This window comes from Thioalkalivibrio sp. ALgr3 (genome assembly GCF_000377325.1).
Classification (GTDB): domain Bacteria; phylum Pseudomonadota; class Gammaproteobacteria; order Ectothiorhodospirales; family Ectothiorhodospiraceae; genus Thioalkalivibrio.
Window position 1 is genome coordinate 24,676 of the sequence record NZ_KB897991.1, and the last position, 22,002, is coordinate 46,677.

The 22,002-nt window shown below is 68.3% G+C and carries 12 protein-coding genes and 1 pseudogene; 10 read left to right on the top strand and 3 right to left on the bottom strand.

Features of this window, described 5'->3' with window-relative positions; all coding sequences use genetic code 11:
- The first annotated feature begins 49 nt into the window (after positions 1-49).
- The 4 genes from C998_RS0111825 (at position 50) to katG (ending at position 5,133) form a co-directional block, all read left to right on the top strand.
- Positions 50-919, top strand: a complete 870-nt coding sequence (locus tag C998_RS0111825) for a hypothetical protein (RefSeq protein ID WP_018871081.1) — start codon at positions 50-52, stop codon at positions 917-919.
- Positions 920-967: 48 nt separating this feature from the next.
- Positions 968-1,858, top strand: a complete 891-nt coding sequence (locus tag C998_RS0111830; protein ID WP_231364993.1) for a hypothetical protein — start codon at positions 968-970, stop codon at positions 1,856-1,858.
- Positions 1,859-1,915: 57 nt separating this feature from the next.
- Positions 1,916-2,758 (top strand): PH domain-containing protein, encoded by an 843-nt coding sequence (locus C998_RS0111835; protein WP_018871083.1) that lies wholly within the window; start codon positions 1,916-1,918, stop codon positions 2,756-2,758.
- A 149-nt stretch (positions 2,759-2,907) separates the two neighbouring features.
- A complete protein-coding gene (gene katG / locus C998_RS0111840; RefSeq protein ID WP_018871084.1) occupies positions 2,908-5,133 on the top strand; it encodes a catalase/peroxidase HPI in 2,226 nt (741 codons plus the stop codon).
- 99 nt (positions 5,134-5,232) lie between these two features.
- Here the strand turns inward: katG and C998_RS0111845 are convergent, their stop codons facing one another.
- Positions 5,233-5,778: a hypothetical protein gene (locus C998_RS0111845; RefSeq protein WP_018871085.1), complete on the bottom strand. Its 546-nt coding sequence runs from the start codon at positions 5,776-5,778 to the stop codon at positions 5,233-5,235.
- A gap of 117 nt (positions 5,779-5,895) precedes the next feature.
- On the opposite strand from C998_RS0111845, the gene C998_RS0111850 reads away from it, so the two are divergent.
- Positions 5,896-6,573, top strand: a complete 678-nt coding sequence (locus C998_RS0111850; RefSeq protein WP_018871086.1) for a hypothetical protein — start codon at positions 5,896-5,898, stop codon at positions 6,571-6,573.
- Positions 6,574-6,594: 21 nt separating this feature from the next.
- Here the strand turns inward: C998_RS0111850 and C998_RS0111855 are convergent, their stop codons facing one another.
- Positions 6,595-7,533, bottom strand: a complete 939-nt coding sequence (locus tag C998_RS0111855) for a pentapeptide repeat-containing protein (RefSeq protein WP_018871087.1) — start codon at positions 7,531-7,533, stop codon at positions 6,595-6,597.
- A 62-nt stretch (positions 7,534-7,595) separates the two neighbouring features.
- Positions 7,596-10,343: a response regulator gene (locus tag C998_RS0111860; protein WP_018871088.1), complete on the bottom strand. Its 2,748-nt coding sequence runs from the start codon at positions 10,341-10,343 to the stop codon at positions 7,596-7,598.
- A 195-nt stretch (positions 10,344-10,538) separates the two neighbouring features.
- Between C998_RS0111860 and C998_RS15390 the strand changes: the two are divergent.
- The 5 genes and pseudogenes from C998_RS15390 to thiI all read left to right on the top strand — a co-directional run.
- Positions 10,539-10,658 (top strand): annotated as a pseudogene (locus C998_RS15390) (ESPR-type extended signal peptide-containing protein); the annotation flags it as partial.
- Positions 10,659-10,697: 39 nt separating this feature from the next.
- Positions 10,698-17,738 (top strand): autotransporter outer membrane beta-barrel domain-containing protein, encoded by a 7,041-nt coding sequence (locus C998_RS0111870; RefSeq protein WP_231364994.1) that lies wholly within the window; start codon positions 10,698-10,700, stop codon positions 17,736-17,738.
- A 130-nt stretch (positions 17,739-17,868) separates the two neighbouring features.
- The gene (locus C998_RS0111875) at positions 17,869-19,074 is read left to right on the top strand and encodes a diguanylate cyclase domain-containing protein (RefSeq protein ID WP_026279604.1); all 1,206 of its coding nucleotides are present in this window, start codon (positions 17,869-17,871) and stop codon (positions 19,072-19,074) included.
- Positions 19,075-19,232: 158 nt separating this feature from the next.
- Positions 19,233-20,201, top strand: coding sequence for a DUF523 and DUF1722 domain-containing protein (locus tag C998_RS0111880; protein ID WP_026279605.1), 969 nt, complete (start codon positions 19,233-19,235; stop codon positions 20,199-20,201).
- On the top strand, positions 20,198-21,691 hold the full coding sequence (gene thiI, locus C998_RS0111885; RefSeq protein WP_018871093.1) for a tRNA uracil 4-sulfurtransferase ThiI: 1,494 nt from the start codon (positions 20,198-20,200) through the stop codon (positions 21,689-21,691). The genes C998_RS0111880 and thiI overlap by 4 nt, the downstream gene beginning before the upstream one ends.
- Positions 21,692-22,002: the final 311 nt, after the last annotated feature.

The following is a 22,002-nucleotide window of genomic DNA, read 5'->3' on the forward strand; positions in this document are numbered from 1 at the left end:
GCCAGCGGGAAAGTATCCTTGAGGGGAAGGCAGGCCACGAGGAAGGCCCATGAAGACGCTGCGCGAACGGATGGCCGACAACGGCTTCGAGTCGAATATCGACTATGCCCATCATGTGGACTGTGTGCTGGCCCAGGCGGGTGGAGCGATCCCCACACTGAACGTGGAAGGGGACTCGGGGCGGCGCAAGACCGCTTTCGCCAACGCCCTGGCCGCGGCACTGGAAGTCCCGCACGTGCTGTATCACGATTTCACCCAGGCGCATGATCCGGCACCGACGGCGCAGCCGCCGTCCAATCCGGAGGAGGACGGAGTCGAGGAACCGCCGATCCCGGCCTTCGACCGCGAGGTCTCCAGTGCCTGTGCGTACTCCGAGGGCGAACGCACCATCCTGATCCTGGATCAGCTGCAGGCGGCGGACTTCCGCGAGCACCTGCGGCTGTACCGCTTCGTGGTGGATGGCGAGTGGTCCATGGGCGGGGCGTCGTTTGTGGCCAGTCGGGAGCGGCTGATGCTGGTCCTGATCTCCGAGGAACCGGTCTATCATTCGTTGAAGAAGGTCGGTTTCAGCGTGTGGGTGCCGCGTGCCTCGGTGGGCGAGGCGGATTACCGCCCGGAGGACTTTGGCCTGGGGCCGGAGGCCGAAGGGCTGATGAACGGGCTCGGGGAGCTGTTCCGGGCGCTGGGTGTGCAGCCCACGCCATCGGAGTTCCAGCGGCTGCTGGACGATATCCGCAACCGCGTGCGTACCCGCGAGGAGCTGACCCATTCGATCTTCGGCCGGACCGAGGGGATCGACCACACGCTGCTGGTGTCCGATGCGATCCAGCAGCGCATGGAACGGCTGATGCCGGAGCTGTGGGAGTTCGTGGGGTCCGAGCACGTGGAACTTTCCGGCGTGCCCCCGGATCCCGAGTAGACGGATGCCGGGCCGCAGGGCCCGGGGCGCACGCAGGGGAGGATGGCCATGGTACGGACGGGATGGACAGTGGCCGCGGGCTGGCGGCTTGCGGGCGTGGCGGGATTGATCGTGTTGCTGGCGGGCTGCGGGCGCGCCTTTCCGGAGCCGGCGCCGGATCGGGAGTTCGCCGACGGGCTGTCGGCCGAGACCCTGTTCGAGCGCACGCTGGAGGCCCACGGGGGCGACCTGCGCGAGGACCCGCGCGACTTCAACATGGCCACCGACGGCGAATGGGGACGCATGATCCAGCGCATCCAGCCGCTGGTGGCGGACACCGGATTCCGCGGTCGCTCGGAAGAACGCTACCGGCCGGCGGATTCGCTCTATGTCCGCGAGTACACCGGGCCCGAGGGCGTAAAGCACGTGTTCCGCCACGAGGGCACGATCAGCGTGTACTACAACGGCGAGTTCGAGACGGACCCGGACCGGGTCGCCGCCACCGCAATGACCATCGACGCCGGCGAGCTGTTCCATTTCGGCCCCAGTTTCGTGAAGCACCGCGCCACCGATCTGCAGCGCCTGCCGGACCGGCGCGAGGACGGTGTGGACTACCACCGGGTGCTGGCGACCATCGAACCGGGCTTCGGCTTTGCCGAACGCGACGAGGTGGTGATGTGGATCCATCCGGAGACCGACCGGCTGTACCGCGTGCACATCACGCTGGAGGGCTTTGAACGCACGCAGGGCGCGCACGTGGACACTACGTTCCTGGAGTACGAGGAGGTCGGGCCGTATGTCCTGCCGTCGCGCTTCGAGGAACGGGTGCGCGGCCCGCTGCGCCTGCACGTGCATGACTGGTGGGTGACCGGACGCGACATGGATCGCGGCTGGGAGATCGAGGACGTGCGCGGACCGGGGTTCTCGGGCGCGGCCGAGCCGCCGGCCGCCGAGGAATAAGCCGTTCGCTGATAGACTGGCGCCTTTTCCGGATACGGATAACCGCAAGAGGGCGTGATGGCGCAGGGTTTCTGGGCACGACTGGGGCGGCAGATGCCGCTGATCCTGGCGGTGGCAACGGTGATCTCGCTGCTGGGGGCCATGCTGGTGCGTGGCGGGAGTTCACTCGGGTTCGTGGCGGCGTTCGTGGTGCTGCTGCCGCTGACACTGGCGGCGGCGCTGATCCGCTGGTGGCCGGGCGGGCGTTCGGCCCGCGAGGTCTGTCGTGGCGAGCGCGTGCGCCGCGCCCTGTGGATGCTGGCGGTGGCGCTGATGCTCTCCGCGGTCATCACCCTGGTGGCGGGTGTGGCCTGGTCCGGGGCGCGCGTCGGCAACATGCTGCTGGTGGCGGGCATCCTGCTGTTGCCGCCGGCGGTGCTGATCAGCCTGCTGGTGATCCTGGGGCGGCGTTCCATCGAACTGCGCGAAGAGCTGGAGCCCGGGGCGCATGTGGAGCTGGAGACCAACGCCCACTGGGCGGTGTTCCTGCCGGCGCTGGGGGTGCTGGGGCTCACGGCGCTGCTGGCCATCGGCCCGCTCGGGGTGTGGGGACTGGGCGCGGCCGCGGTGCTCTACCTGGTGGTCCTGCCGGGGCTGGCGATTCGGGGGCTGGCCAGTTTCGTCAATTCCGAGGCGGTGCTGACCGATCGTTACCTCCACGTGGCGAGCGGGCTCCTGTGGCAGCGCGCGGTGCGTTTCGATCTCAAGAGAGTCGGCGACATCGGCGTGAAGCAGCACTGGCTGGGTCGGCGCCTGGGCTTCGGCAAGGTCACGGTGGTGGATGCCGACGGGCATGCAAAGGTGGTGCCCGGCCTGCGCGATCCGGCCGGTCTGGTGCAGCGGGCCCGGGCCCGGCTCTGATCCCCAATAGGTGACCTCTATCAAGGCCATGTGAAGTCGATAATGGCTTTTATGGCTGCTCCTGCTATACCTCAGGACAGGGATACGCATGGATCGAACGAGATCGCTTGCGTGCGTGTCCACGAATACAACGCAAGAAGGAGAGAGAGATGGCAGGAGACAAAGCGAACGCCGAAGGCAAGTGCCCGGTGATGCACGGAAGCCGTACCCGCAACGATGCCGGCGGCGGTGGCCCGCGTGACTGGTGGCCCCACCAGCTGAATCTGGGCATCCTGCACCAGCACGGGATCGAGTCCGACCCGCTGGGGCCGGAGTTTGACTACGCCGAGGCGTTCAGCCAGCTGGACCTGAAGGCGGTCAAACAGGATCTGGCCGATCTGATGACCGACTCGCAGGACTGGTGGCCGGCCGACTACGGCCATTACGGCCCGTTGCTGATCCGCATGGCCTGGCACGCCGCCGGGACCTATCGCACCGCCGACGGCCGGGGCGGGGCGTCCACGGGCAACCAGCGGTTCGCCCCCATCAACAGCTGGCCGGACAACGCCAACCTCGACAAGGCGCGGCGTCTGCTGTGGCCGATCAAGCAGAAATACGGCAACAAGATCTCCTGGGCCGACCTGTACATCCTGGCCGGCAACGTGGCGCTGGAGTCCATGGGCTTCGAGACCTTCGGCTTCGGCGGCGGGCGCGAGGACATCTGGGCGCCGGAAGAGGACATCTACTGGGGTGCCGAGGACGAGTGGCTGGCGACCAGCGATCACGCGAAGAGCCGCTATTCCGGCGAACGTGAACTCGAGAACCCGCTGGCCGCGGTACAGATGGGCCTGATCTACGTGAACCCCGAGGGTCCGGACGGCAACCCCGATCCGCTCAAGTCGGCGCACGACATCCGCGAGACCTTCGAGCGCATGGCGATGAACGACTACGAGACGGTGGCCCTGACCGCCGGCGGGCACACCTTTGGCAAGGTGCATGGCGCGGGGGATGCCGCCCACGTGGGGCCGGAGCCGGAGGCCGCGCCGCTGGAGGAGATGGGTCTGGGCTGGAAGAGCAGCTATGGTTCCGGCAAGGGCCGCGACACCATCACCAGCGGGCTGGAGGGTGCCTGGACCCCGACCCCGCGGCAGTGGGACATGAGCTACCTGGAGATGCTGTTCAAGTACGACTGGGAGCTGTCGAAGAGCCCGGCCGGGGCCTCGCAGTGGGTGCCGAAAAACCTCGCCGACGAGGATCACGCCCCGGACGCGGAGGACCCGTCGCAGAAGGTGGGCATCATGATGACCACCGCCGACATGGCGATGCGCGAGGATCCCGAGTACCGCAGGATCGCCCTGCACTTCAAGGAGAACCCGGAGGAGTTCGCGGACGCCTTCGCCCGCGCCTGGTTCAAGCTGACGCACCGTGACATGGGGCCGAAGGATCGCTACCTCGGGCCGGAAGTCCCCGCCGAGGACCTGATCTGGCAGGACCCGGTGCCGCCGGTGGATCACGTGCTGATCGACGAGCAGGACGCCGAACGGCTGAAGGCCGGGATCCTCGCGACCGGGCTGACGGTGCAGGAGCTGGTGGCCACGGCGTGGAACTCGGCCTGCACCTTCCGTCAGTCGGACAAGCGTGGCGGGGCCAACGGCGCCCGCATCCGCCTGGCGCCGCAGAAGGACTGGGAGGCGTTCGAGCCGCAGCAGCTGGCGAAGGTGCTGGATCGGCTGGAGGGCGTGCGCAAGTCCTTCAACGACGAGCAGTACGGGGACAAGCGCATTTCCCTGGCCGACATGATCGTGCTGGGCGGGGCGGCCGGCATCGAGAAGGCCGCGGCGGATGCCGGGCACCCGGTGTACGTGCCGTTCGTCCCCGGACGCACGGATGCGACCGAGGAGCAGACCGACGCCGAGTCCTTCGAGCCGATGAAGCCCGAAGCCGACGGTTTCCGCAACTACCGCCGGGCGCGCTTCACCGTGGCCGAAGAGGAGATGCTGCTGGACCGCGCCCAGCTGCTGGGCCTGACGGCCCCCGAGATGACGGTGCTGGTGGGCGGCATGCGGGCACTGGATGCCAACCACGGGGGCTCGAAGGATGGCGTGCTGACCGATCGTCCCGGGCAGCTGACCAACGACTTCTTCGTGAACCTGGTCGACATGGGCATCGAGTGGCAGCCCGTGGGCGAGGAGTCCGACCGCTTCGAGGGACGTGACCGCGCCACCGGCGAGGTGAAGTGGACCGGGACCCGCGTGGACCTGGTGTTCGGCTCCAACTCGCAGCTGCGGGCCCTGGCCGAGGCCTATGCTCAGGACGACGCGGCGGAGAAGTTCGTCTGGGACTTCGTCGATGCCTGGAACAAGGTGATGAACGCCGATCGCTTCGATCTGATGTAAGCCGAGTGCCGTAAAACGGGAGCCCGCCCCGCTTTGTTCGACTGTGGGAGCCTGCTTGCAGGCGAAAAGGGGGCGGGCGCCGGTTCCTTTTTCCCGGCCCTACTCCTGTTCGGGCAGGGTGGTGTCGAACTCCACCTCCACCGAGCGCGTGCGCGACGGATCCGTCTCCTCGCTCAGCGGATTCTCCCGGTGGTGCAACTCGCCCGAAACCCGGCCGCTGATGCGGGCGGTGTCCCCGTCGACCTCCAGGCGGTCGAACTCGTACTCCACATTCTCGAGCTGGTCGTTGCCCACGAAATCGGGGCCGCCGGCCTGTTCGTGATAATAGCTGACCTCCACCCTGCCCACGTTGTCGTTGAAGGTCGTTACGCTGACGATCAGTGAACCCAGGGGGTTGGGCGTGCTGCCGTCGCGCAGCCCGTGCAGGTTGAACAGGCGGGCCCCCGCCGGCAGGTCGGTGAAGAAGGCCGGTCCTCCGTCATCCGTGTCGAAACGCTCCCAGGTCCGTTCGTCGCCATCGATCGTGCCGCTCATCACCACCTCGCCGGCGAGGGCCTGTCCGCCGGCCAGCGCGAGGGCGGCACCGGCCGCCAGACCCGTAAGCAGGGTGGTCCGGGTGCGGGTGTTCGGTTGCGTCGGCTGCATGCTGCCTCCAGTGGAAGGGATGTGGCGAACAGCCTAAACTGCGCCCCTCCCGCCGTCGCCCCTCAAACGCAGGGGAGATCCGTCGAGCCACCGCATGCACAGGGACGAGAAGCCGCGATGAATACCAATACCTTCTATAACCGCCTTTCCGAGAAGATCAGCGATCTGATCCTGGCGGTCATCGCGCTGGGGCTGCTGGTGGTTTCGGTCGAATACGTGCAGTTCCTGACGGATCACCCGTCCACCATCCGGGACCCGGAATTCTGGAAGCGCATCGTGCTGACAGCACTGGTTACGGTCTTCACCGCCTACAAGTTCGTCGCTTATTCGGCCTATTTCTGCAATCCCGACAACGGCGCCCGCCTGGCCGGGCTCAGCCCGCGCCGCATCGTGGTCCTGTTCCTGCTGGATCTGGTCGAGGTCACGCTGGTGGCCTGGCTGTACGCCATCCTGCTGATCGGTCACCTGACCTCGCTGGGCGGGCGCGAGGCCACCATCAGCGTGGAGCTGGGCGCCACCATGCTGCCCTTCCTGTTCCTGTTCCTGGCGCTGTGGCACCTGACCGTGCTGGTCTGGTACTGGGTGGCCCGCGGCGGTTACCGCGACATGTTGATCCACCTCGCCTTCGCGCTGGCCTACCTGGCCATGATGACCCTGCTGCTGGCGACCGACACCGTGCGCTACAAGGAGCTGTTCGACTGGGGCGCGATCGCCTTCTTCGCCGGCTGCGTGGCGCTGCTCTACTGGGTCAAGGGCATCCCCGACATCCGCAACGCCCTCGAAAAACCTGCCTGACACGGGGCTGCCCGGCGCGCATCACTCGCAGGTGCCGACGGCTTCGGGCGGACAGCGCGAGCCGTCCGGCCACAGCGCACGGCCCAGGCGGGCCCCGTTCAGTTCGGCGTCCTGCGGGTTGGCTTCGCGAAAGTCCACGTGGCGCAGGTCGGCGCTCGAGAAGTCCGCACCGGCCAGCTCCGCGCCGCGCAGGGTGGCCCCCCGCAGCCGAGCGTCCGTCAGGCGTGCGTCGGCGAGGCTTGCGTGGGTCAGGTCGGCGAATTCCATTACAGCCCCGTCCAGTCGGGCCCCCTGCAGGCGGGCACCGGGCAGTCGGGCCTCGCGCAGGCTGGCCCGCGTCAGATCCGCCTCGCGCAGGTCGGCCACCGGCATCTCGCAGCGGTTCCAGTTGACCTCCGGAGCGGGCGGGGCCGAGCAGTCGCGGGCGGGGGTCCCCGGTGGCGGCTCGCGCAGCAGCCACAGCAGCAGGATCGCCACGAGCAGCGTCACCCCCAGCGTGATCCAGCGGCGAGGCCCGCGGAGGATCGCGGGGACGTGCCGTGCCGGGAGGGTCAGCAGTTCCGCCCACTGCTGACGATGGGTCACGGTCTCGGGCGATTCGGGCCGGCGCCGCTCGCCCTGACGACGTTCAAGGAGTTCCGGCGGGGTGTCTTCGTCCGGGGCGCGGCGTTCGCGCAGGCGCTCGTCCTCGCGCAGTCGGGCCTGCTGCAGCCGTTCCAGCCCCTCCGGGGTGTCGGCATGCAGCAGTTCCTCGGGGATCAGCCCGGGCACCTCGCGCAGCGGGTACCACAGGTGCGGCGTCGGCCCGACTTCATAGTCCGGAGTGAGCCGTCCGAGGATCAGGTAGCGCCGGATCAGATGCGCCGGAAACGGCCCGTGCACCTCGCCGTCGCACCGGATATACCACAGCTCGTAGCCCTCGCTGTCCCGTTCCGGCGTCTCGCCCGGCTCATCGCTCATGGCTGTCCCCTTCCGCACCTGCGTGCAGTGTAGTGGAATACCCGGGTACGCGGGATCGGGTTTCAGGCGAGCCGTTGCTCGATGCGTTGCGCACGTGCCAGCAGGTCCCGCTTGCGTTCCGTGTCTTCGACTCGGGCGGCCACGAAACGCGCGGTCCGGATCACCAGGCCCCAGCGCGGGCGCCTCGGAAGCGTCTCCGGATCGCAGTAACGGTCCAGCGTGCGGGTCTTGCGCGTGGTGTCATCCAGGGTCACGGTCCACAGGCCGCTCTCTTCGGCCAGATCGGCCCGGGTGAGGCCGGTTTCCAGCTCCCAGTCGCGCAGGCTCCGGGTCAGCAGGGTCGCTAGCTGCGTGCGCAGGTCTTCTTCGTCACCGTCCGGCTGGTGTGCCTCCTTTTCTTCCAGGGCCCAGCGCATCTGTTCGTTCTCGTGGACCTGCAACTGGGACTGCACCCGGGCCAGCAGTTCCTGACGGTAGAACGGCTTGGGCAGGTAGTCGTTGGCTCCGGCCTGCAGCCCTTCGACGATGTCGTGTTCACGCGTTCGCGCGGTGACGAGGATGATCGGCAGCGAGGCCGGGTCGTGTTCCTCGCGCAGTCTGCGGCAGACGGTCAGGCCGCTCATGTCCGGCATCATTACGTCCAGCAGAACGAGCTGCGGGGCCTCGCGGGCGATGCATTCCAGTGCCTGTTCGCCGGAACTGGCCCGGCTCGTGCGGTAACCCTCCAGTCCCAGCTGGGTTTCCAGGACGCGCGCGGCGCTGTCTTCGTCTTCAACAATCAGGATGTGCGCCCCGGTGGTTGCACCGGGCCGGGTTGCCGTGGATTCCCCGGCCGGTTCCGGGCCGGTGGGCTGCGCCGGGGTGGTCGACGTCGGGCCGGCAGAGGGGACGGACGCGCGAGCGATCTCGAGGCAGAAACGGGCCCGGGTCCCGCCGTCCGCTCCGCCGGAGAGCTCCAGGCGGGCACCGTGGCGCTCCAGGATCTGCCGGCTGATGGCGAGTCCGAGACCGACCCCGCCGCGTCCGGCATCCGCGGATTCGTGGCCCTGTTCGTAGGGTTCCTGGAGACGTTCGGGATCCAGTTCGGCGATCCCGCTTCCGGTGTCTTCGACTTCCACACAGACGGTTTCACCCTCGCGGCGCGCCCGCAGGACGATGCGGCCCGCATCGGTGTATTTCACTGCGTTGCCCAGCAGGTTGAACAGCACCTGATGCAGGCGGTCGGCGTCGGCCCGTACCGCCGGAAGATCCGTCTCGATCTCGGTTTCCAGTGCCACCGGCCGGTCACCGAGCAGGGGGCGCACGGATTCTGCGGCCGTGTGCAGAAGCGGGGCCGGCGCGATCGCCTCGGGCCGGATGTGCAGGTCCCCGTGTTTCAGGCGTGTGAACGAAAGAATGTCATCCACCAGCCGGCTCAGGCGGTGCCCGCTGGACTGGATCAGGTCCAGTGCTCGTGCCTGGCGCGGGTCCTCGCGCGGGAGCGATTCGGCCATGCCGATCATGGCATGCAGCGGGGTGCGCAGCTCGTGGGAGGTGCTGGCCAGGAAGTCATCCTTGAGGCGGTTCGCGCGACGCAGCTCGGATTCCAGCCGCTGGCTGCGTTCGAAGGCCCGCGCGTAGCGGCGCGAGAGGGTGATGGCGTGCAGTGCCACCGCAGCCAGGACGCCGGTATTGGCGACCGCGTTGCGTACTCCCATCTCGTTGAACCACAGGATCTGCAGGATCGCACTGCCGGCAACGACTGCGGAGCCGAGCAGGATGGGACCCGCGTCCGGCACTCCCCGCCACCAGGCCCGTGCCACGAACGCCAGGGCCAGCGCCAGCATTCCGGTGAGGAAATAGAGAAGCCAGCCCACGGCTTCGCTGCGGGTCATTTCCGTGCCCAGGAGGGTGATGGCCAGATAGATGATCAGCGGGGCCAGCACCCAGCGCGTGTAGCGCATGGGCAGTTCACGCGGGAACAGCGACGACAGGAACAGGAGATAGAAGGCCGCGGCCGTCAGGGCGGTCAGGCCGTCCAGCGGACGCGCGATCTCGATCGGCACGTGCCAGCCCATATGCACCAGCAGCTGCCCTGTCAGCGCGGTCTGCATTCCCCAGGCGACGATCATGAAGCCGAAGAACAGGTACATGGTCTCGTTCTGGCGCAGACGGAACAGCACCAGCTGGGACAGCCCGAGGAGGACCAGGCCGCCCGAGAGGGCGGCATTGCCGATCAGGTCACGCGCGACGTTGTGCTCCATCACTTCGGGCGTGGCCAGCTCGAGAGGGTGCGGGAAGCCCGCTGCGCGCGAGGTGAAGTTGCTGACATGAAACAGCAGCTCCAGCTCCTCGCCGGGGTTGTCGATGACCACGCGCCGCTCGCCGTAGTCCGGGCGGCTCTCGTCGGCCGAGCTCCCGGGTTCGCCCACCTGCGCCACCCGTTCGCCATCCACGTACAGGCGGTAGGCCGAATACACCATGGGCACGCGCAGCACCACTCGTGCGGGCGGGTCTTCCAGTGCCACGCGCAGACGAAAGCCGCCATGGCCGGCAGCGGGAAGGGCGGTTCCGTCGATGGCCAGCCCGGTCCAGCTCCCGGGCAGCTCCATGCGGGCGTCCGGTTCGTCCTCCGCGCCCGGTTCCGGAAACTTCTGCCAGAAGAACTCCCAGGGGCTGTCCAGGGAGTGTACGTCCTCCCCGAGGTCGAGGGGCGGTGTGCCGGCGTCCGCCGTCGGGGCCGAAAGCCCGAACAGCAGGGCGAGCACCAGCGCGAAGACCACTGTCACCGCCGCTTCCGGCGGGCCGCGACGCGCGCGGGCCGGGTTCATGTCTGCGGGGTGTTGCGGGGTCCGGGCATCTCTGGATCCATCCAAAGTACTGTTTCCAAAGAAGTATACATTCTGTTCCGGATTGTTCCTAGGCAGCGCTCGCGGCCCGCGGGCAGTTTGACGCGTTCATGAGAACGCCCGGGCCGCATTCGTTTGGCGGGCGAAAAAACGGAACTCCAACGGAGAACGGACACCATGAACCAGACCTTCCGCCTCGTCTTCAATCGCGCTCTTGGAACCTGGCAGGTTGCCGCCGAGATTGCCCGCGGCCGTCGCAAGGGGTGTGGTCGTCGAACCCGGTCCATGGGCGCTCCGGGTCGTTTTCGAGGCGTTCTGACAGGGGCGCTTGCCGTTGTGTTGCTGTTTCCGACCAGTGCTCACGCGTTGTGGGACTGGTTATGGACCGGCGAAGACAGTGCCGACTGGTTCGCCGCCGGTAACTGGTGGGACGACGATGGGGAGTCCACGGGTGCGCTCCCCGGGGGCGGTGACTCGGTGCTGATTGCCCGGGAAGGCGTGCATGGAGGCAATCCCTGGCCGGTGATCGACGGAGAAGAGGCGACTGTCGACTGGCTTAGCGTGGGGGCGGATCCGGAAACTGCCGAGCTGACCATCCGGAACGGCGGGGTTCTGGACGCGAGGAATGTGGGTATCGGGAGCGACCTGACGGACAGTGACGCCGGCGTCCGTGGCCGCGTGACGGTCACCGGCGAGGGCAGTGAACTGGTGGTGGATGACCCTGATGGTGGCTTGTCCGTCGGCTACTACTCGAACAGCACGGCGGAGCTGTTCATTGAGGATGGAGGAGTGGTGCAGGCGAGCCAGTCCGACGTTGGTGTTCCCAACCTTGTGGGTGGCGATGGCGGGGCCTCGGGCTATGTGGAAGTCATTGGTGAAGGATCAAGGTTCACGAACATCGGCGATCTGGATTTGGGGGGATCGTCCCAGTTCGGGTCAAGTCTGGGTGTAACCGGCAACGTGAGGGTGATCGACGGAGGCAAGTTGGATGTCACCGGGGAGCTGGGGCTTGGCTCTGAGCCGGGGAGCGTTGGCCTGCTGGAGATCGGAAGCAGCGGAGAAGACGCCCCGGGCCAAGTGTATGTCCAGGATGGCATCGTGGCCAGAGAAGGCGAGTCGTTGATCCATTTCCAGCACGGGGATGAGGACTACTATTTCACCGAAGACGGGACCATCGACGGACAGGCGCCGGCACTGGAAGGGGCACTGGAACTGAACCATTACGGGACCGGGCAAACCCTCCTGACTGGGCACACCCATGAACTGACGGGGGTGGTTGACGTTCACCGGGGAACCCTCGGGGTCGAAGAAGGGAGCATGGATCTGCAGTCGGAGCCCCTCCGGGTGCTGGACGAAGGGACCTTTTTCGTGGGGGCTGGCGGACAGCTGGACGCCGAAGAGGTCGAGGTCGGTGAAGACCCGGGGGAACCGGGTCGCCTCCAGGTTGCAGAGGGCGGTCACCTGGATGTCTCGGACGGTCTGCTGCTCGGTGGTGAAGGTGAAGGTGAGCTGGAGCTGGCTGGCGGGAGCGAGGGCGAGCTCGAGTCTGCGGTTGCGGGCCGCGACAGCGGGGGAAGCGGCCGTGTCGAAATCGACGATTCCTCTTTGGCGGTGGCGCGTGGGTTCACCCTGGGGCGGGCAGGAACCGGAGAACTGGTGCTGACCGATGGAGGTCAGCTGGATACCGCAACGGCAACCCTCGGAGAAGAGGCGGGTGCTGAAGGTGAAGTGCATCTTGAGGCAGGCCTCTGGATCAGCCGGGGTGAATTGACGGTGGGAGATGCCGGTGCCGGCACGGTTACCGTCGAGGAAGGTCTGGTTGAAACGGACGACGTCGCGAACTTCGGGGCTTCTGATTCTGGCGAAGGGACGCTGGAGGTCCTCGGCGAGGATGCCGAATTCCTGGGTCGTGTCGGGATTGGCAAGAAAGGGCACGGGGTTCTGGAGGTCAGGGATGGCGGGCGCGTCGGTGGTAACCAGCTTTATCTGGCCCAGAGGGAAGGCGGGAGTGCTGAAGGTCGTATCACCGGAGAAGGGACCCGAATCGACCGCGGGGATGCGGACCTGAACACCGTAGCGGTGGGCAGCAGGGGCACGGCCCGGCTGGAAGTATCGGACGGCGCGGAACTGGCCGCGACAAGGTTGTTTCTGGGCCGGTATCCCGGAGCAGAAGGGCATCTCGTTCTCGGGGACGGCGAGAGGGCCGGCATCCTGAAGGTGGACGAGACGTTCGAAGTCGGCGACGGCCACGGGATCCTCGAGTTCGATCACGCGCAAGCGCCTTATCACTTCACCGATACCGGGGAGGACGACGGAACCGAAGTCGCTCTGTCCCGCGAGGTGGAGCTGCGCCATACCGGGGAAGGCACCACGGTGTTTTCCGGGGATTATGCACTGGGCGCAGACTCGATCATTGAGGATGGCACCCTGCAGGTCGGCGCAGGGGATGAATCCGGATCCATCGAGGGACGGGTCGAGAACGACGCCGTGCTGGCCTTCAACCGCGCCGACGAGTACACGGTCGAGGCGGACGTCTCGGGGGGTGGTGACCTGGTCCAGCGTGGCGAGGGCACGCTGATCCTGGACTCGGAGCAGGACTACACCGGCGAGACCCGGGTGGAGTCCGGCACCCTGGTGGCGGATGCGGATCTGAGTGCGGCCTCGGCGCGCGTGCTGGACGGGGGCACGCTGGCCGGGCGCGGAACCCTGGGGGATACCACCGTGGAAGATGGGGGTCGTCTGGATCCGGGCAATTCGGTCGGCAGCCTGACCGTGGACGGCGATTTGCTGCTTTCGCCCGATTCGCGGCTCGATTTCGCCCTGGGCGCACCCGGCGAGGATGAGCCGGATGCCGGTACCAGCGACCGCATCGAGGTGACTGGCGACCTCACTCTGGACGGGGTGCTGGACCTGCGTCAGAGCGAGGATGGGGACGATGGCGACGCCGGGTTCGGGTATTACCGGCTGATGACCTGGGATGGCTCGCTCACCGACAACGAACTGGAGATCGGCGAGAGCCCGGAACTGGACGAGGGGGCCCTCTTCCTGCTGAACCCGGAAGGCGGGTATCTGGACATGCACGTGGTGGTCGCCGGCGATGACACCCTGCAGCACTGGCAGGGTGGTGACGGGACCTGGAGCGATGCCTCCGAGCAGTGGATGAACGATGGCGGCGAGGTCGCCGTTGCCTGGGCCGGCAACCATGGCGTGTTCCGGGACGAAGGGGATTATCAAGGCGGGACTGTTGAGGTCGAGGGCACCCAGTCGTTCCGGGGGCTGCAGTTTGTCGACGAGGATTACCGTCTGGAAGGGTCGGGGGCCATCGCCCCCGATGCCGACGAGGACGGTGAACTGCGGGTGCTGGCGGACCGCGCCGAGATCGCGGTGGACATCACCGGTGATGGCGAGCTGTACAAGACCGAAGGCGGTACGGCCGTCCTGACCGGCGAGGCCACGCACACCGGCGGCACCCGGGTCGAATCCGGTGTCCTGCAGGTGGGCGATGGCGGAACCGAGGGCCGGCTGGCCGGCGACGTGGAACTGCTGCAGCCGGGCACCCTGCGGATGGACCGTAGTGACAACGCGTCCCTGGACGGGGACGTGACCGGCGATGGCGACCTGGTGCATGCTGGCGACGGGACCGTGGTGCTGACCGGCGACGTGGCCCCCGGAGAGACCCTCATCGAAGGCGCCACCCTGCAGGTGGGGGACGGCGGTGAGGCCGGGATGCTCGATGGCGAGGTGCACAATGACGGCACGCTCGCGTTCGATCGCGCCGATACGGTCGTGTTCGGCGGCGCACTCGAGGGCGAGGGCGATCTCGTCCAGCGTGGTGAGGGCACGCTCGCGGTCGACGGGGCTCAGGCGCTGGAAGGCGAGACCCGCGTGGAGTCCGGCGTGCTGCGGGTCGATGGGGATCTGGGGCGCTCCGCCACCACGGTCACCGACAACGCCACGTTGGCCGGCGACGGCACGGTCGGTGCGACCCGCGTCGAGGATGGTGGCGTAATGGACCTTTCGACCGGGGCCGGGGCACTGCGGATCGACGGCGATCTGGCACTGGACCCGGGCGCCACGCTGGATGTGGCGCTGGGAGAACCGGGCGAAGAAAACCCCGCCGACGGCGTGAGCGGCCGCGTGGAGGTCGCTGGCGACCTCACGCTGGATGGCACCCTGGATCTGCGCGCCAGCGAGGCCCCGGATGCCGGGGATCCCGGGCTCGGTTACTACCGCCTGATGACCTGGGAGGGAGACCTGGATGACCGCGGCCTGGCTGTCGGCGACCTGCCGGAACTGGAAGAGGATGTCCTGCACGAGCTGCAGTACGGCGATGACCGGCTGGACCTGTTCATCGGTCTTGAAGGCGATGACAGCCTGCAGCACTGGCAGGGTGGCGACGGCGTCTGGAGCGCAGATGGCGCTGACTGGGTAAACGAGGACGGCGAGATCGCTGTCGCCTGGGGCGGGCAGCACGCGGTGTTCAAGGACGCCGACCCCTATCGCGGCGGCACCGTCGAGGTCGAGGGCACGCAGGCCTTCGAGGGCATGCAGTTCGTTGACAGTGGCTATCGCTTGCGGGGTGACGGCGAGCTCGAGACATCCGACGAAGGCGAGATCCGCGTGCTCGCCAGCCATGCCGAGATCCGGACGGATATCACGGGCTCCGGCGCGCTCACCAAGACCGAAGAGGGGACCCTGCTGTTCTCGGGGGATGCCGATCATGCCGGCGGTACCGATGTCGAGGCCGGGGAACTGCTGCTCGACGGCGGGTCCATCGAACACGCGGGTGCGGAAACCCGAGTGGGCATCGAAGGTGGCACGGCCCGCCTTGGCGTGGAGGACGGCGCGACCGTGCGGGATGGCGGCGCCACCCTGGGTGAATTCGAGAACGCTGCCGGTCATGCCCGTGTGCAAGGTGCCGGCTCACGCTGGGAGAGCGCTGGCGGCCTGCGGGTCGGTGCCGCCGGTGAGGGAGAACTGGAGCTTCGGTCCGGAGGCGAGCTGGCCAGTGAGTTCGCCTACATCGGGGCCGCCGGGACCGGCAGCGGGCGCATGCACGCCAGTGGCGACGGCACCCGCGTCGATATCGCGGACGATCTGATCGTCGGTGACGGCGGGCAGGGCCGGGTCGAAGTCGAACGGGGTGCGCGGCTCGGCGCCGGGGCACTGGACATCGGGTACGCGGACTCGGCCGAAGGCAGCGCGAAGGTGGCGGGTGCCGGCACCGAACTGGAGGTCGACGGGCGCCTCACCGCGGGTACATTTGGTGAAGGCGAACTGGCGATCGCGGATGGCGCCGACGTGCGGGCCGGGAGTGGTTCAGTCGCCCGGTTCGCCGATGCCGGAGGGCAGGCCGCGGTCACCGGTAAGGGCTCGCAGTGGGCGATGGACGGCATGCTGGAGGTCGCCGCGGGGCGGGATTCCACAGGAACCGTTCAGGTCGCCGAGGGCGGCCGGATCAGCGCCGGTGCGGGCGTGGCCCTGGGTGCGGGAGCGGACAGCGACGCCACCCTGGAGATCGGCGGCGCGGACGCCGCCGGGGTCGTGGAGGCCGAACGGATCGAAGGAATGGGAGACGGCGCCACCCTGAGTCTCACGCACGGTCAGGAGGACTATCACCTGACCTCCGACGGCACCGCCGGAGGAGACCCGGTGACGCTCTCCGGCGACCTCGACGTGGTGCACGCGGGCACCGGCATGACCGTCATCGAGGGCGAACACGACCTGAGCGGCGATGCGGACGTGCATGGCGGCAACCTGCGCGTGAACGGCTCCATGGCCGATTCGGCGGTTACCGTGCACGCCGGCGGGGTGATCTCCGGCACCGGCACCGTGGGCGACCTGAACGTGGCGTCCGGGGGGCAGGTGCGGCCCGGCAACTCGGTGGGCGCGCTCGCGGTGGCCGGCGACATGACGCTGGAATCGGACAGCGTCCATGTGGTGGAAGTCTCCGAGGACGGATCGGAGGCGGACCATACCGGCGTCGGCGGGGAGCTGACCATCGAGGACGGGGTGCGGCTCCACGTCACCGAAGAAAACGGCGGAGATGGCCGTCTGTTCGAGGGCGACGAAATCACCCACACCGTGCTGGCGGCGGAAGGCGGCGTGGACGGTAGCTTTGACGAGGTCTCCGACGATTTCGTCTTCCTGGATACCTCGGTGGCGTACTCCGATACCGGGGTGCAGCTGACGCTGTCGCGGGTGGCGGTGTTCGAGAGCGTGGCGGAAACCGCCAACCAGCGGGCCGTCGCGGGGGCCCTCGATGAACTGGCCGGCGACGAACGCGTTTCCGCGCTGGTGGATTCGCTGCTGGTCCGGGATACGCACGGTGCCCGTGCCGGTCTGGATTCTCTGAGCGGTGCGGATCATACCCATGCCCAGCAGGTCGGCATGCGCAGTGACCAGCGTTTCCGGGGTCTGCTTCGGGGGCGCATGGGGGGTACAGTCGCTCCGGCCGCCGGCGAGGTGGCAAGTCTGTCCGACCTGGCCGGTACGCAATGGGCCTCCACGGGCAGGCCGTCCGGTGCTTCGGCAACGAGTACGCCGGAATCGGATCGCCACTGGTGGGTGCGTGCCCAGGGCGGTCAGGGGGAGATCGATGACACCTCCGGTGCGGCCGGCTCGGACTACAGTTTCGGAGGCATTGCGCTGGGGGCCGACACCTCCCTGGGGGAACACGGCTTCATGGGGTTCGGCCTGGGCTTCAGCCGGACAACCGCGGACAGTGGGGCGGCCGATATCGACGTGGATTCCTGGCAGGTGGCCGTCTACGGCGGCTGGGAACGCAACGGTTATTACGTCCGCGGTGATGTTGGTGCGAGTTACCACGACGCCGAAACCGATCGCGACGTTGCCCTGACCGGTGACACCGCGGAGGCGTCCTATTCCGCGACTGGCGTTGGGGCCGGCGTGGAATTCGGGCGCGGCTTCGACGTCGGAGAGCGGACCCGCGTGGCGCCATTTGCCGGACTGGATTATCAGCAGCAGAGCCGCGGGTCGTTCACCGAATCCGGCGCCGGCCAGGCGAACCTGCAGGTGGACAGCGAGCGCGAGCATTCGCTGCGGACCCGGCTGGGCGTGAATCTGGACCAGCATTTCGAAACCGCGGGCGGGGCGGAACTGGTGCCGAACGTCGAGGTGGCCTGGCTGCAGGAACACGGTGACCGGGCCAGCGAGATGCGCACGGCTTTCGACGGGGCACCCGAGCAACGGTTCACCATAGAGGGGCCGGAACTCAGTCGTGACCGGATCCACGTGAATGCGGGACTGAGCGCCCGTTTCGGCGAAGGAAGTCGGGTGGATGTCGGTTATCACGGCGAATTCGCGAGTTCCGACGACGTCCACGCGGCGGGGATTACCTTCCGGCAGAGCTGGTAGGGCGACTGTCAGCAGTGGCTTCGGCCATCGGCCGGGGGAGGGCTCAATACCGCCCGGTTTGCGCGGTTGTGTTGCCGGGGGTGTGATGGCGTTCGCATAGTGCATTTCGCGCGTCGTTCGTGGGGGATGCATGCAGTTTTCGCAAAGGGTGAAGCGGATCGGCGGGCGTCTGGTGAATGCCATCACCCTGGCGTTCGTGATCCTGCTGGCGGGGATGCTGGTGGTGGTGGCCAACAGCGTCTGGCAGAACCAGCGGCTGCTGGACGAGCTCCACCACATGACCGAGGAACGGGCCCAGCGGATCCAGCTGGCGTCCGATCTGCTCGAAGCGGCCTACAACCGGCACCAGACCATGGTGAATCAGGTGCTGACGGATGATCCGTTCGAGCGCGACGATCTGTTGATGGAGTATCACCGCTGGGGTCACCGCGTCGGCGAGGTCCGCGCGGCCCTGGACGAGCGCGTGACCGAGCCGGTGGCCCGCGAGCGGCTGGAGGAGCAGGATGCGCTGATCCCCGAGATCGTGGAGCTGCAGGACGAGGTCGTGGACCTGGCATCGCGCGACGAGATCGAGCCTGCGATGGCGATCCTCAGTGAGCGCCTGTTCGACCTGGATCGCGAATTCGATGCATCGATCGAGGCACTGCGTGCCCACGAACGGGCGCAGATGGAGGCCGCGGCCGAACGTGCGCGCGAGGTCGGGGCCAATACGCAGCGGTTCATGCTGGTGTTCGGGGGAGGCGGCGTGCTGTTTGCCCTGGCCCTGACGTTGGTGACCCGCCGGACGCTGGTGGCGATGCATCATGACCTGCGGGAACAGGCCTCCCGGCTGGAGGAGGCCGGCCGTCGGCTGGAGCACGAGGCCACGCACGACGCCCTGACCGGCCTGCCCAACCGGCGTGCCTTCTATCGACAGCTGGAGGACGCGATCGAGCGCGGCCGCGAGACCGGCGAAACGTTCTCGGTGGCCTTCATCGATCTGGACCAGTTCAAGCCGGTGAATGACCGCCTGGGGCATGCCGCGGGGGACGAGCTGCTGGGCGTTGTGGCCCGGCGGCTGCAGGAGGCGGTTCCGGAGGCCGCGTGCGTGGCGCGGGTGGGCGGCGACGAATTCGCCGTGCTGCTGGCGGGCGAGGGGGCGTCGGAGACGGCCGGCGAGCGGCTGAAGGCCGCGGTGAGCCGGCCGGCGCAGCTGGCCGCAGGCGAGGTGACGCCCGCGATGACCCTGGGCTGGGCCTGCGGCCCGGGAGACGGTGATCCGGATACGCTGCTGGGGCGCGCCGATCGCGAGATGTACGCCCGCAAGGCGGGGCGTACCCCGGCGCCGTCCTTGTAGCGACGGGTCACCGTGCGAAGAGGTCCACCAGAGCCCGGCCGGACCTTGCGGACGCACTTTCCCGGAGGTTTCCATTTCCTTTGACCTTCCGGGGCGCCTACCATGTGCGCTCCGAAGTACCGAGAACCGGGGCCGGTGGAAGGCCACGGCGCGCAACGATGAACGATCCCGACACTGTCCCGCCACGACCCCGTCTGGGGGTCTCGCGCTGCTTGCTGGGCGAGCGGGTGCGCTACGATGGCGGTCACCGCCGCGACGACTGGCTGACGCAGGTGCTGCTCCCGCATGTGGAGCTCGTGGCCCTGTGTCCGGAGGCCGAGGCCGGTCTGGGCACGCCACGCGAGCCGATGCAGCTGGAGCGCGGCCCCGGCGAACGGCTGCGTCTGCGCGGCCGCGAGAGCGGGCAGGACCATGCGCCGGTGCTGCAGGCCTGGATCGACCGGCGGCTGCCGGAGCTGGAAGATGCGGACGGGCCGGACGGGTATCTGCTGAAGGCACGTTCGCCCAGTTGCGGGCGCGCGGTGCCGGTCAACGGCCAGCGCGAGCCGCGTCCGGGGCTGTTCGCAGCCGCGCTGGAAACGGCTGCCCCGTCGCGGCTGCTGGTGGACGAGACCGCGCTGCACGATGCAACGGCGCGCGAGGCGTTCGTGATCCGGCTGTTCGCCCTGGCGCGGCTGCGCGAACGCCTGGCCACGGAGTGGACTGCCGGTGACCTGTCGGCCTTCCATGCGCGCGAGAAGATGCTGCTGCTGGCCCACGGACGGCCGGACTACGACCACCTGGGTCGCCTGGTGGCGGCCGCCGGGACGCGTCCGCGCGCGGAGCTGGCGGCCGAATATGCAGCGATGTTTGCCCGGGCGCTGGCGCGCGGGACCACGCGCGGCGCGCACGTGAACGTGCTGCAGCACCTGCTGGGGCATTTCCGCGAATATCTGCCCGCGGACGAACGCGCGGCCCTGCAGGCCGCCATCGAGGACTTCGGCGCGGGCCGCCGGGACCGCATGTCGGTGGTACGCCGGCTGCGGGAGCGCGCGGATGCGCTGCAACTGGACTGGGTGCGCCGGCAGAGCTATCTGCGGCCGGCGCCGGATGAACTGCTGACGGGTGAAGACCCCGCGAACGAATGACTGCCGAATCCGATCTGATCATTCTCCGCCAGGCGCCGGAGATCCACCTGAAGGCGCCCGGCACGCGGCGCCATTTCACCCGCATCCTGCAGCGCAACCTGCGCAAGGCACTGGAGGATATTCCGCATCGTCTGGCCACCGCGCAGGGGCGCCTGCTGCTGCGTACGGCGGAGCGCGAGCGGGCGCTGGAGATCCTGCCGCGGGTGTTCGGCCTGAGCACCTTTTCGCCGGTGGTGGCCGAGGTCGAGCCGGAGCTGGAGGCCATTGTCGACGGCGTGCGGCGGCATTTCACCGAGGTGGTGCGCGGCCGGACCTACGCGGTGCGCTGCAAGCGCCAGGGCACCAAACGCGTGTCGGCCACCCGCATCGAGCGCGAGGCGGGCGCGGCCCTCAATGGCCCCGGGAAGGTGAACCTGGATGCGCCCGACGTGACCGTGCGCATCGATCTGCAGGAGGATCGGGCCTGGCTGTTCAGCGAGCGGCGGCGCGGGGCCGGCGGACTGCCGCTGGGGGTGCAGGGGCGCACCCTGGTGCTGCTGTCCGGCGGCTTCGATTCGGCGGTGGCCGCCTGGTACATGATGCGGCGCGGCACCACGGCGGATTTCGTGTTCTGCAACCTGGGCGGGCCCACGCACGAGGCGATGGTAGCTGCGATCGCGCGACGCCTGGCGGGGGACTGGGCACACGGCACCCGCCCGCGGCTGTACGTGGTTGACTTCGACGCGGTGGTGGAGGATCTGCGCGCCAGCGTCCCCGGCGATATGTGGCAGATCGTGCTCAAGCGGCTGATGTACCGCGCGGCCGAGGCGGTGGCGGCGCGCAGCGGGGCCGAGGCCCTGGTCACCGGCGAGGCCCTGAGTCAGGTGTCCTCGCAGACCCTGTCCAATCTGCAGACCATCGACGCGGCCGCCACGCTGCCGGTGCTGCGCCCGCTGATCGGTTTCGACAAGCAGGAGATCACCGACCGCGCGCGGGCGATCGGCACCTTCGAGCTGTGCGAGCGGGTGCCGGAGTTCTGCGCGCTGTCGGAGCAGCCCCCGCTGGTCGAGAGTCGTACCTCGCGCATTGAACGCGCCGAGGCCGCGCTGGATCCGGCCGTTCTGCAACAGGCGATCGACGCGGTGTGCGAGCGCGATCCGCTGGCGGCGGATGACGGACCGGACGGGGTCGCGGGCGAGGGCGAGGGCGAGGGGATTTTCGTGGACCGCATCCCCGAGGGGGCCACGGTGATCGACTGCCAGCCACCGGAGGCCTACCGTTGCTGGCACTGGCCCGGGGCGGAGAACCACCCGGCCGACACCCTGCTGCAGGCCTTCGCCGACTGGCCCGCCGACCGCGAATACGTGCTCTACTGCCAGCGCGGCAGCAATTCGGCGGTGATCGCCGAACGCATGCAGCGGGCCGGGTTCCGCGCGCGGGCCTTCCGCGGCGGGCTGAACCGCCTGAAAAGGCAGGAGGCCAGCCCCCTGGCCGACCCGGCGCAGGGGTAGCCCGGACGTGAGATCGGCCGGAGGGCCGGCCTTGTATGTTTACCCCCGGCAGGCCTAGAAAGGGTCTGTCGGGGTGGAGGGACGAGGCCGGCATCTGGCCTGCGGCACAGACAGTAGGAGACTTCGTCCCACCCCTCACCTGAAGCGCCGATAAGGAATCGATCGGCTCGGGACCGACGATCGATGGCAAGCCAGCGTTCGGTGAGGCCCCGACAGACGGTTTTACGCTAGCTCGGGAGGTGAACGATGGCAACATCGGTAACGGCTCAGCGGATCGGGGTCGATGTGGGCAAAACCGAACTGTGGCTCAG

Bases quoted from the DNA above. Each gene is read 5' to 3' on its own strand.
- C998_RS0111860 (WP_018871088.1), bottom strand. From the start codon at position 10,343: ATGAACCCGGCCCGCGCGCGTCGCGGCCCGCCGGAAGCGGCGGTGACA.
- C998_RS0111875 (WP_026279604.1), top strand. From the start codon at position 17,869: ATGCAGTTTTCGCAAAGGGTGAAGCGGATCGGCGGGCGTCTGGTGAAT.
- C998_RS0111825 (WP_018871081.1), top strand. From the start codon at position 50: ATGAAGACGCTGCGCGAACGGATGGCCGACAACGGCTTCGAGTCGAAT.
- C998_RS0111845 (WP_018871085.1), bottom strand. From the start codon at position 5,778: ATGCAGCCGACGCAACCGAACACCCGCACCCGGACCACCCTGCTTACG.
- C998_RS0111855 (WP_018871087.1), bottom strand. From the start codon at position 7,533: ATGAGCGATGAGCCGGGCGAGACGCCGGAACGGGACAGCGAGGGCTAC.
- thiI (WP_018871093.1), top strand. From the start codon at position 20,198: ATGACTGCCGAATCCGATCTGATCATTCTCCGCCAGGCGCCGGAGATC.
- C998_RS0111835 (WP_018871083.1), top strand. From the start codon at position 1,916: ATGGCGCAGGGTTTCTGGGCACGACTGGGGCGGCAGATGCCGCTGATC.
- C998_RS0111880 (WP_026279605.1), top strand. From the start codon at position 19,233: ATGAACGATCCCGACACTGTCCCGCCACGACCCCGTCTGGGGGTCTCG.
- C998_RS0111830 (WP_231364993.1), top strand. From the start codon at position 968: ATGGTACGGACGGGATGGACAGTGGCCGCGGGCTGGCGGCTTGCGGGC.
- C998_RS0111850 (WP_018871086.1), top strand. From the start codon at position 5,896: ATGAATACCAATACCTTCTATAACCGCCTTTCCGAGAAGATCAGCGAT.
- katG (WP_018871084.1), top strand. From the start codon at position 2,908: ATGGCAGGAGACAAAGCGAACGCCGAAGGCAAGTGCCCGGTGATGCAC.